Below are 8,607 nucleotides of genomic sequence, written 5' to 3' on the forward strand. Positions count from 1 at the left end.
CGAGCGCCGGGGCGCTCAGCGGCGGCGTGGGCGCACCCGGCGGCGCCGGTGCCGGCGCCTCGCAGGCCATGCGGCAGGCCGCGGCGGTCAGTCTGGCGGCCGGGGCCGGCGAGGTACCGCTGACGGTGCCGGATGACCCGTGCCGGGTGCTGCTGTCCGCCACCGGACTGGTGGCCCGCGTGGGCGGGGCCGAGCCGGTGCCGCGCTCGGGTGGCCGCCAGCGCCATGACGCGCTCGTCTCCCAGGTGGCGACGACGGCGCGCGGGCACGTCGGCGCGGTCACCGATGCGGGTCGGCTGGTGCGCATGGAGGTGCTGTCCACCCCGGAGGTGCCGCGCTTGGAGGGGGCGCCGTCACTGGCCGGCGGGCAGCCCGCACGGCTGCTGGCGGACATCGAGCCGGACGAGCGGATTGTGGGCCTGGTGCCCATCGGCTCCCCCGGCGATGACTCCGCCACCCCGATTGTGCTGGCCACCGCCGGCGGGGTCATTAAGCGCGTCAAGCCGGGCAGCGAGCCCAAGCAAGGCGATGCCTGGGAGGTCATCTCCCTGGCCGACGGCGACCGGGTGGTCTTCGCCGGGGTGGCCGCGGACTCCGACATGCTGGCGCTGGTCACCTCCGACGCCCGGCTGCTGCGCTTCGAGGCGGCCAGGGTGCGTCCGCAGGGACGCGGCGCCGGCGGCATGGCGGGGGTGTCCCTGCACGAGGGAGCGCGCGTAGTGGCCGGGGCGGCGGTACCCACCGACCTGCTGGCGGAGGCCGTGGTGGTCACGGTCGCGGATGGTGCGGGAGCACTGCCCGGGACCGGCTCGGGCAGTGTCAAGGTCACCCCGCTGGACCGCTATCCGGCCAAGGGCAGGGCGACCGGGGGCGTGCGCGCGCAACGCTTCCTGCGCGGCGAGGACGAGCTGGCGCTCGCCTGGGTGGGGGTCGGCCCTGCCCGTGCCGTGGGCAGCGGGGGCCAGCCGGTCGACCTGCCGGCCCCCGACGAGCGCCGCGACGCCTCCGGCATTCCCCTGACGGCTCCCATCGCCGGCATCGGCTAGGCCGTGCCGTCGCTGCGGGGCACGTGCACCCAGGCCCAGCTGCCCGACCTGACCAGGACGCCACGTCCCAGCGGCACTGGCTGCCCCACGGAGCGCGGTAGCCGGGCGGTCAGGGCGTCGCCGTCCTGCGGAGACCGCGGCGCCAGGATAAGGCCGGTCCGGTTCCTCTTCACCTGCGTCATCAGGCCCCGGTACATCCCCGTCAGCTCATCCACGCCACTGGCCACCAGCACGCCGCCGGGCTGGTCACGGCACGTCTTGACGTGCTCCTCGAGAACCGCCACGAGCGCGTGGTCATTGCCCAGCACGTCGTAATCGTCCACCACCACTAGGGTGGATGTCCCGTGAGTCTTCAGCAGCTCGCGCAGGTCTTCGGCCTTGGCGGAGCTGTCCAGGGCGCCGATGATCCCGGAGTGATTCCGGTAGGCCTCCAGCGGGGAGCGGCGGGCCAGCACGAGGATGACCGGCGTGCCGACTTCCAGCGCGGTCTGGAGCCCGAAGCACAGGGCGGTGGACTTGCCCGAGCGCCGCGGCCCCGTCACCAGGACGGTGTTGCCGACTTCCTCCATGCGCAGTGGGAGCACGGACAGGGTGTCGCCACCCACCGCGAGGGCAAGCTCTCCCTTGCGCAATCGCGGTCCGAGGGCAAGGGCCTCGGCAGCGGAGATGGCCAGCGGAAGCTCGTCCACGCGCGGGGGCCGCCGTGCTGCGGGGGTCTCGCCCCAGCGCTGTTTGGCCGCGTCACCCTCCCGGTGTACTGCGGCCACCTGCGCGGTGCCGGAGGGGTCGGCGTCGAGCAGTGCCAGCTGTACCTCCCGCGGGCTGGTCCCGCTGCGGAAGGCGCGTCCGGGAGGCATGGACTGGGGCACGTCTCGGGTGCGCATGCCGACGAGCTCGAAGTCCTCGGCGGCGGGCATGCGCAGCACGATCCGGTCCTCGAGCATCATGCCCATACGCCCGCGGAAGGTGCCGCGGTCACCGGCAATGACGACGCGCAGTCCGGCTGCGGGCCCTTCACGCAGCAGCGTCTCCATCCGTTCCAGGAGCAGACCGCTGTCGACCTGCTCGAAGGCTGCCTTGAAACCGTCCCAGCGGTCCAGTAACAGGAGCAGGTAGGGCATGCGCTCGGACGGCGGGACCGCGGCCCGCTGCTCGGCGGTTGAGGCGAAGCCGCCGACTGCCAGTGCCTGCTGGCGGCGGGTGATCTCCGTGCCGAGCAGGTCGGTGAGCCGCCGCATCCGGTCGGGCTGGTCGCGGGTGACGACAGCGCCCGTGTGCGGGAGGGAGACGAGCGGCAGCAGCCCGCCGCTGCCCGCGTCAATGCCGTAGATGTGGAGATCCTCGGGGGACGCCGTGCGGGCGGCCGCCACTGCCAGGGCGCGCAGCAGTGTGGAGCGGCCGGAGCGGGCCGCCCCCGCCACGCCCAGATGTCCGCCACGGGTGTAGTCCCAGGTCATCAGCCGCTGGGCCTGCTCGGAGGGGATGTCCTCCAGTCCGAGGATCAGCGGGGGCAACCAGCCCTGTTCCAGGACCTCGGCCCCAGTTGGCGGCGAGGCCGCTTCCGCTGCCTCGGTCGGCTGCTCGGGTTCCTGGCGCTCCTCCAGCGCGTCGAGTGTCACGTTCTCCGGCAGCGGTGCCAGCCACGGGCTGTGCGGGTCGGGCCGCCCGGTCTCGGCGTGAGCCTGGTTCATGGCGTCCACGAGAGTGGCCAGGTCAGTGGGGATGGAGACGTCCTCCTCCAGCTGGGGCGGGGCCGGCTCGGGTCGTGACATCTCCGCCAGGGTCAAGGGACTAGTGCGCAGCGGTGCCTGTGGGGCGGCGCCGCGGGGACGCCCGCCTACGCGAGCGGCCTGGAACTGACGCAGGCTGGCGTGCCCCAGCCGGGCGTAGGCACGGCCGGGGATGGAAGGCAGGATCTGGGCGGAGGCTGCCGATTCGATGACGTCGTTCGAGTCCGCCTCGTCGGTGACGCGCAGGGCGATACGTAGGTTGGTATTGGACTTGATCTCGGCGGACACCACTCCGGCCGGACGCTGCGTGGCCAGGACCAGATGCACTCCCAGCGAGCGGCCCCGGCGCGCGATGTCAACCAGCCCGGTGACGAAGTCCGGAAGCTCGGCTACCAGCGCCGCAAACTCGTCGATGATGAGCATCAGCCGCGGCATGGGCTCGTCGCCGGGGGACATGGCCGCCACGTAGTCCTCGATGTCCTTGGCATCGGCGCGGGCGAGCTGTAGTTCGCGTCGGCGCAGCTCGGCGCCCAGGGACTCGAGTGCGCGGGCGGTGAGATGCCCGTCGAGGTCGGTAACCATGCCCACGGTGTGCGGCAGACGTGAGCAGTCCTTGAAGGCGGCGCCGCCCTTGTAATCGACCAGGACGAAGGTCATGTCATCGGGTGAGTTGCCCACGCACAGGGAGGCAATGAGGGTCTGCAGCAGCTCCGACTTGCCCGAGCCCGTGGTGCCTGCAACCAGCGCGTGCGGCCCGTCGGCACGGATGTCCACCGCGAACAGCCCCTCCTCATCCTCGCCGATAACGGCCCGGGTGGTACGGCCGGTCTGCCGCCACGCCTGCAGCACCCCCTGGGGTGTGGGCTCGGCCATGCCGACTGCGTCTAGGAATCTGGAGCTGGTCGGGATCGAGCCCTCCGCGCCCGCGGCGGATACGTCCCGAATCGGAGCCAGGGCGCGGGCCACCCGCTCGCACCAACCAGCGGGGACCAGATCGAGTACGACCTGCTCGATCTCGTCACGGCCGGTTTCGGCGATCGTGACCGGTCCGGGGCCGGTGTTGACCACTGCCCGGCACTCCTCCGGCAGTGCCGTCCGGTCTACGTCGAGGCACAACAGGTGGAGGCCCAGCTGCGGCCCCTCCCGCAGGATGCGCACCACTCCGGGTAGCAGCCGCAGCGCTCGGGACCCGTCCAGCACCACCATGACGGAGCTTTGCCCGCCGCCGGCTCCCTGCCGGGAGTCGATCAGGTCCAGCAGCTCGTTGATGCGGCGCGGGACCGTCTGCGCATCAAGCCCGACGCGGGCGCGCGCCCCGACTCCCTCGGGGTTGCGCAGGTGGGGCAGCCAGCGTGCCCAGTCCCAGTCCGACCGGGAGGGGTCGGCCCGCTCCGGGTCGGCGAGTATGACCAGGTTCAGCTCCGCCGGGGAGTGCAGTGCGGCGGCCTGCGCCACCAGCGACGCGGCCACCCGTTGGCGTTCCTCCCCGGCTATGCCGATGACGCCGAGTCGGCCCAGCCCCACCGTCGCAGGTACGTCGGGGACGGTCCACCGCAGCGGCTCCTCATAGGAGGCGCGCGTGGGATCCTGAACCACCACCTCGCTGGGCACGTCCGCGCTGCCAACCCGAAGGTCCAGCCAGTCCGGGTCTCCGGGACGGCGCTCCCACAGTCCCGAACGCGGGCCTGTGGCTCGCAGCAGGATCTCGGCCGGGTCCGGGTAGTCCAGGCGCCGCAGTCCGCGCTCGTCCAGCAGGGCCCGGTGCGCAGCAGCCTCGGTGTCGGCCTTCTGCCGGCGGTAGCGCCGCAGATCCTCGCGGTAGCTGCGCTTTCGGGTGGAACGGCCCTGCATGCGATTGGCCAGCATCATGATCGGGGACAGCACCAAGAACAGCAGTGTCGCCGCCCTGTGAGTGAGGAGGTACATCCCACCACCCATGATCAGTGGTGACAGGAGCAGGGCCAGTGGGAAGGGCTGCTTGCGTGGCTGCTGCGGCTCGCGCGGCAGGGTGAACACCCGCTCTCGTGTGGGGCGGGCCAGGCGCGGTGGCCTATTGAAGTCGATGGTGGGCGCGCCGGGAGTGGGAGTGGCCACCGCGTCGGCAGGCGGTACCTGGCCGATCGTCAGCTGGGTGTGTCCGACGGTCAGCACCGCCCCCTCCTCCCAGCTGGTGTCGGGTTGCAGGGGACGCCGATCCAGTTCCACGAGCCTGCGGGGCGCGTCCGGTTCCTGCTCCTCCAGGGTCGGTGCGGCGGTGTCATCGTCCTGTGCGCGGGCCTTGCGTCGCCGACGCCGCTTCTTGGAGGGCACTGGCTCCTGCTTCAGCCCGAGGACGAGTGGTCCCGGCAGGGCGTGCCTCCGGGCGGGCGCGGGGCGCATGAGGCGATCTGCGGTGTCGTCGCGCGGGCTCAACACGGCCCGGCCGCCCGAGAACACGACCAGATCGGCCAGCACGTCGGCGTCCTGCAGCTCCAAGCAGATATCGGCGTCGGCGCCGCCGATCGTGTATCGCCCCAGGCCCAGCCTGCGCACCGTGCCGGCCCCGGCCCCGGAAATGATCCGCAGCTCGACCAGGCCGTCGGGCTCGTCCGCATCGGCAATAGGGCCTCCCAGCCCCAGCACCATGCCGTCGTGTACTGCCCCCTGCCCGAGCCGCTCCTGCGGGTTCAGGCGGGTGGCGCCATGCCACAGGGACGGGGGCACGGAGCCCGCTTCGCTGGTTGCGGGCCGGTCGACCACGAGCGTGAGCGGCTGCTCGGTGGGCATCCCATCGGGCGTGCCGGGCAGCACGTCGGCGAGTGCGTCGGCGAGCTCACCGACAGTGGACTCCGCCTGGGCGGTGACGATGAAGTCGCGTGTGCGCCGCACATCGGCGGCGGACGGCTGAACGCTTAGCAGCACGCGCATGAGCTTTCCGCCCGCCTCAGGCGGTGGCCCGGCGGATCGACGCTCCGGGAGCCAGTTCCTCGACCAGAGCCGCGGTAGCCGGGTCCACGTGCGAGACGTCCTCCACGCCGGTGAGGTCCAGCAGGCTGTTAGTGCAGGCGATCAGCTCGTCACGGCCTCGGTCGGCCGCGAGCCGCAGACGGTCGCGCCACAGCCGCTGGTCCAGGTCGACCACCTTCAGGCCGGTGTCCACCGCGAGCGCCGCCCCTTCAGGGTCGGTGTCGTGCAGGATCTGGGCCGCTCGGTGAGCGGCGTCGGTGATCAGCGCATCGGCCTGACGGGCCGTGCGCACGCGGGCCAGCCAGCTATAGCGTTCCGTCCGGGACGCCTCACCCACAGGACCGCGCACCAGCCGCAGGGCTTCGAGCAGAAGCTCGGCCTCGCGGTGTATCTCACTGTGCCGGGATGCGGATAGCAGGGAGCGCAGTACGTCCCAGTCGCAAACCACTTCCGGCCCGAGCGTCAGCCGCCCCTCGGCGTCCTGACGCACGTGCGGCACGCCTTGCGAGTCGGTGCCGAGCCAGTCACGCAACCGCTGCACCGTGGCGGCGATCACATCACTAGTGACGCCGAGCGGCCAGAGCATAGCTCCGAACGCACCGGGCCTGATGCCTTCGGGGTGCAGGGCAAGGCAGACCGCCGCCTCGGTCAGCAGGTCGAGGCGCTCCGGCTCGGCGGGTGCGGGAGCGTGGACGGCAGCCGGCCCCAGCACCAGGATCCGGACCGATGCCGCCCGCAAGGCCGCGGTGGAGAGCGGTGGTTCCGGCGGATCCGGCACGGGAGGACGCGAATCGTCTCCCGGGGGTGCGGGGGCGGCGGGCGCGAGCAGCCCAACCAGCCCGTCCAATTCGGACTCGGTCGCCCGCGTAGCGGTCACGGTCACTCCCAGCGGATCAATGCGCGCGGTGCCGGAGGCGTCGAGATCGATCCTCCAGCGAGCGCCTTCAGCCCGGCCCGTCCTGATGAGGTTGAAGTCGTGTTTCGCCTGCGCTGTCTCCTGGCCGGCGGCCAGGACGAAGACCTGCTCACCGCGGCGATGCCCGGACAGGACGTCCTCGGCCGCAGCCGGGTGGGCGTCCATGACGTCGTCGAGTTCCATGGCGGTTTGCATCCGCTCGCCAACAATGCGTTGCAGACTTCCTGGCAGTCCCACCGTGATCACCGAGTTGCCCTGAGACCACGGGTTGGTGCACAGCTCCAGCGCCAGTGCGGCGATGAGCTCGGCGGCCATGGTCGGCTCTCCTCCGACCACCACGTCTCCGTCGACCGCCCCCAGGTTGATGAGGATATCGGCCCCCTGCTCGTCGCGGCCCATGGTTACCAGTCCCGAGCAGTCGGAGGTCGCGGCGGCCGCAACGTCGCTGGGCGGCGCGGGTTCCGCCCCTGCCGGCAGGGTCCAGGTGGAGCCGTCGTCGTTGGTCGTCCATGGGTGCGGAGCCTGTGGGAGCGGGCGCGGCAGGAGGAGTCTGCAGGCGTCGTCGTCAACGACCACGGCGTACGGCACGGGGCGCCCGGGCAGGCCGTGGAGGCTGTGCAGAATCCGATTCAGGCGGTCGGCGCGCCGCGGATCTGCACCCACCCGCATGAGTCGGGCGAGCTCAAGGGCTTCATCTCCTGGCGCCGTCGGCGTAGCACGTCGTCTCCGCTCGGCAAGGGCCGCAGTGAGTACGGCGGCCATGAGCGCACCTATGGCGGGCATTTGCGCCGGGGGGACGTCCGGCACCGTGGCCACGGCGCTGCTGGGGGCCATGGAGGTTGAGGACGCGTCGGCGTCTCCCGGCGCCGTATCGCTTCCGGTGGTCGTATCCGCCTGCGCGCCGTCATCGCCCGCGATGGCGACGACACGGTCAACGTCCTGCGCGGATTCGGGCACGATGAGGTACCAGCCGGGCTGGATGAGCCGGGCGAGCTCGAGGGAGCGCCCGTCGGGCTGGACCCTGCCGACGTTGAGGTCGTAGATCTGCCGGTAGGCACGGCCGTCACCCAGGGTGCGCTCGGCGATGTCCCACATGTTGTCGTGGTAGCGGCCCTCCGGGGGCTGGACCACGTAGACCCGCTGGCCGACGAGCTCGGCCCCGACATCGGCCGGCAGCTCGATGTCACCGAGCATGTAGCGCACCGTCTGGGCCTGGTCACCCTGAGTTTCCGCCTGCGTGCGCGCGTCTGGCCCGCTTGCGGCGGGGGCCGCGTCCCGGCCTAGCGAGGCGGGGGCCGCGTCCTGGGCGACCTGTGCCTGCACGGCCGCGACCGGGGCGGGCTCCGGGGCGGTGACCGGTGCCGCCGCGGCGGCGGGGGCGGCGACGGCGCCCAGCACGAGCGCAGAGGTAACCAGTCGGCGCACGAGCGCCTGGGTGCCGCCTGACAGCGGCACGTGCGCGGGCAGGCCGCGTCCGCGCAGCGCGGAGGCAACCTCGACCACGGTGCATACCGTGAACTGCAGCCATGCGAGCCACACCACCCAGGTAAGTACACCGAGCACGGTCTGACCGGTGACCGCACGCGTCAGCAGGGAGACGTCCAGCTGCCGCGGCAGGGGCGGCGGCCCCACCTGCCACAGCATGAGGCAGGGAAGGCCGAGGATCACGGCGGCGAGCACGAGGGCGGACAGGACGGAGCGCCACGCGGGCTCGCGCTGCTCCGGCGTCAGGGAGCGGAAGCGGGCCGGGCCCGGTGTTGTCCGCTGAAGCGTCGGGGTCACGATTCCTCCTGGTTGATGCCGATTGCGGCGTGGGCTGTGCCGGTAGCGCTCACGTGCACGGAATCCACGCCCACGATGCGAAGCATGGTGGTGGGCACCTCCTCCTCGACGCTGACCACCACATCCTGGCCGGTCGTGGAGACAGTGAAGCTGTCGACACTGATGCCCGAGGCGGCCAGGTGCCTGC

General features: G+C 72.1%; 3 protein-coding genes and 1 pseudogene. 1 reads left to right on the forward strand and 3 read right to left on the reverse strand.

Annotated elements, in window-relative coordinates:
• On the forward strand, nucleotides 1-1,046 hold a 1,046-nt coding region (locus tag GZ998_RS08715; protein WP_306823052.1), incomplete at its 5' end, for a DNA gyrase C-terminal beta-propeller domain-containing protein.
• Here the strand turns inward: GZ998_RS08715 and GZ998_RS08720 are convergent.
• The 3 genes and pseudogenes from GZ998_RS08720 to GZ998_RS08730 form a co-directional block, all read right to left on the reverse strand.
• A complete protein-coding gene (locus GZ998_RS08720; RefSeq protein ID WP_219109624.1) occupies nucleotides 1,043-5,683 on the reverse strand; it encodes an FtsK/SpoIIIE domain-containing protein in 4,641 nt (1,546 codons plus the stop codon). The genes GZ998_RS08715 and GZ998_RS08720 overlap by 4 nt on opposite strands.
• Before the next feature lie 16 nt (nucleotides 5,684-5,699).
• Complete coding sequence (locus tag GZ998_RS08725) at nucleotides 5,700-8,420, reverse strand: hypothetical protein (RefSeq protein ID WP_308807196.1); 2,721 nt, start codon at nucleotides 8,418-8,420, stop codon at nucleotides 5,700-5,702.
• Nucleotides 8,417-8,607 (reverse strand): annotated as a pseudogene (locus GZ998_RS08730) (pilus assembly protein); the annotation flags it as partial. The gene GZ998_RS08725 and the pseudogene GZ998_RS08730, both read right to left, overlap by 4 nt.

It is taken from the genome of Actinomyces sp. 594 (assembly GCF_019325145.1).
Lineage (GTDB): Bacteria > Actinomycetota > Actinomycetes > Actinomycetales > Actinomycetaceae > Actinomyces.